Below are 2,925 nucleotides of genomic sequence, written 5' to 3' on the forward strand. Positions count from 1 at the left end.
GGTTCGCGCCGTCGCCGGCGCCGCCGCGGTGAGCCGGCCGAGCCGGCCGCCGAGCCGGTGCAGGAGACCCCCGAGGACACCGAAGAGGACGCCGCCGACGAGCAGGACGGTGCCGAGGGCGAGTCCGAGGGCGATGACTCCGAGGACCAGGGCGGCCGTTCGGGCCGTCGCCGCCGTCGTGGCGGGCGTCGCCGCCGTCGCGGTGAGGGCTCCCACCAGGACCGTGGCGGGGACGGGGACGCCTCGGACTCCCCCCCCCAGCAGGAAGGTGCCGGGGCCTCCGACGAATCCGACGAGTCCGACGAGGACGACGCGGAGCACGGGGACCGCGACGCGGGCGGCTCGACCAGCAGCAGCCGTCGCCGTCGCCGGCGCCGCCGTCGCTCCGGGGACAGCCCGGCGGACAGCGAGCCGGGCGACGGTGACCCGGAGCGCACGGTCGTCAAGGTGCGCGAGCCGCGCGCCAAGAAGTCCGAGAGCGAGCAGGCCAGCGACGAGGTCCAGTCCATCAAGGGCTCGACCCGTCTCGAGGCCAAGAAGCAGCGCCGGCGCGAAGGCCGTGAGCAGGGCCGCCGTCGCGTCCCGATCATCACCGAGGCCGAGTTCCTGGCGCGCCGCGAGGCCGTCGAGCGCGTGATGGTCGTGCGCCAGCACGGCGAGCGCACGCAGATCGGCGTCCTCGAGGACAACGTGCTCGTGGAGCACTACGTCAACAAGGAGCAGGCCACCTCGTACGTCGGCAACGTCTACCTGGGCAAGGTCCAGAACGTGCTGCCGTCGATGGAGGCCGCGTTCATCGACATCGGCAAGGGCCGCAACGCGGTCCTGTACGCCGGTGAGGTCAACTTCGAGGCGCTCGGCATGGCCAACGGGCCGCGCCGTATCGAACAGGCCCTGAAGTCGGGCCAGTCGGTCCTCGTGCAGGTCACCAAGGACCCGATCGGTCACAAGGGCGCCCGTCTGACCAGCCAGGTCTCGCTGCCCGGGCGCTACCTCGTGTACGTGCCCGAGGGCTCGATGACCGGCATCAGCCGCAAGCTCCCGGACACCGAGCGCGCGCGTCTGAAGACCATCCTCAAGAAGATCGTTCCCGAGGACGCGGGCGTCATCGTGCGCACTGCCGCCGAGGGCGCGAGCGAGGACGAGCTGCGCCGTGACGTCGAGCGGCTGCAGGCGCAGTGGGAGGACATCCAGAAGAAGGCGAAGCAGATCTCGACGAGCTCGCCGAGTCTGCTGTACGGCGAGCCGGACATGACCGTCCGCGTCGTGCGCGACATCTTCAACGAGGACTTCTCGAAGGTCATCGTCAGCGGTGAGGAGGCCTGGGAGACCATCCACGGATACGTGTCCCATGTCGCCCCCGACCTGGCGGACCGCCTTTCGAAGTGGACCTCCGAGGTCGACGTCTTCGCCACGTACCGGATCGACGAGCAGCTCGCCAAGGCGCTCGACCGCAAGGTCTGGCTGCCGTCCGGTGGTTCGCTGGTGATCGACAAGACCGAGGCGATGATCGTCGTCGACGTCAACACCGGCAAGTTCACCGGCCAGGGCGGCAACCTCGAAGAGACGGTGACGAGGAACAACCTCGAAGCGGCCGAGGAGATCGTGCGCCAGCTGCGCCTGCGCGACCTCGGCGGCATCGTCGTCATCGACTTCATCGACATGGTCCTCGAGTCCAACCGGGACCTGGTCCTGCGCCGGCTGCTCGAATGCCTGGGCCGTGACCGTACGAAGCACCAGGTCGCCGAGGTCACCTCGCTCGGTCTGGTCCAGATGACGCGTAAGCGCGTCGGACAGGGCCTGTTGGAGTCCTTCTCCGAGACCTGCGTGCACTGCAACGGCCGTGGCGTCATCGTGCACATGGAGCAGGCGACCTCCGCCGGTGGCGGCGGCAAGCGCAGCAAGAAGCGCGGCAAGGGCGGCACGGACCACCACGAGCACACGCACGAGGCGGTCGAGCCGGTCGAGAGCGCTGCCGAGGTCGCCGCCGAGGTGGCGGCTCCGGTGAAGCTCGACGAGCCGGAGTTCGTGCCGGACGAGGAGCTGTACTCCAGCCCCGCCGAGGCCGAGGCCGCGGCGTCCAGGGGCCGTTCGCGGCGCCGGGCCACGCGCAAGGCGACGGCTCCGGCGGGTTCGCCCAAGGCGTCCGAGGCGAAGGCCTCGCAGGCCAACGTCTCCGAGCCGAAGGGCGAGCAGCCGAAGTCCGAGGAGCCCAAGGCCGAGCAGGCCAAGGTCTCCGAGCCGAAGTCCGAGCAGCCCAAGGTCTCCGAGCCCAAGGCCGAGGAGCCGAAGGCGGAGCAGGCGCAGGCCGAAGAGGCCAAGCCGGTCGCCGATGACGCCGCGCCCAAGGGCCGTACCCGGCGTCGGGCCACCCGGAAGGCGACGGCTCCCGCGGGGGCGCCCAAGTCCGCCGAGGAAGCGCCCGCGGCTGTCGTGGTCGCCGAGCCGGAGCCTGCTCCCGTGGCGGCCGAGCCCGAGCCCGTACAGGAGAAGCCCGCCGAAGCGCCCGTACAGGACAAGGCCGAGAGCGCTGCCCCGGCCCGTCCGCGGCGTCGCGCCGTGCGCAAGGCGTCCGCGCCGACGACGTCCGAGGACGCTGCCGTGATGGTCGTGCCCGCGACCGGCGGCGAGCCCGAGGCCGCGTCCGCGGTGGAGGCCGAGGAGGCCGCGCCGGCCAAGAAGGCCGCGCGCAAGTCGGCCAAGAAGGCCACCGCCAAGAAGGCCGCGACGAAGAAGACCGCGGCGACCAAGAAGACGGCGGCCAAGAAGACCGCGGCGAAGAAGTCGACGACGAAGAAGGCAGCGGCGAAGAAGACCGCGGCGGCCGAGCAGCAGGCGCTGCCGTCGGTGTCGGCTCCGACCGACTGACTTCAGGCTCCTCCGCGCAACTCGGCGGGCGTGCGCCGTCCCTCCCCGGGGGGGCGG

The 2,925-nt window shown here is 71.6% G+C and carries 1 protein-coding gene; it reads left to right on the forward strand.

Features of this window, described 5'->3' with window-relative positions; all coding sequences use genetic code 11:
* Positions 1 to 2,868, forward strand: a 2,868-nt coding sequence (locus JAO81_RS32945) for an Rne/Rng family ribonuclease (protein WP_199551643.1), incomplete at its 5' end; no start/stop codon positions are given.
* Between the last annotated feature and the right edge of the window lie 57 nt (positions 2,869 to 2,925).

This window comes from Streptomyces sp. N35 (genome assembly GCF_016464295.1).
In the GTDB taxonomy this organism is placed as follows: Bacteria; Actinomycetota; Actinomycetes; order Streptomycetales; family Streptomycetaceae; genus Streptomyces.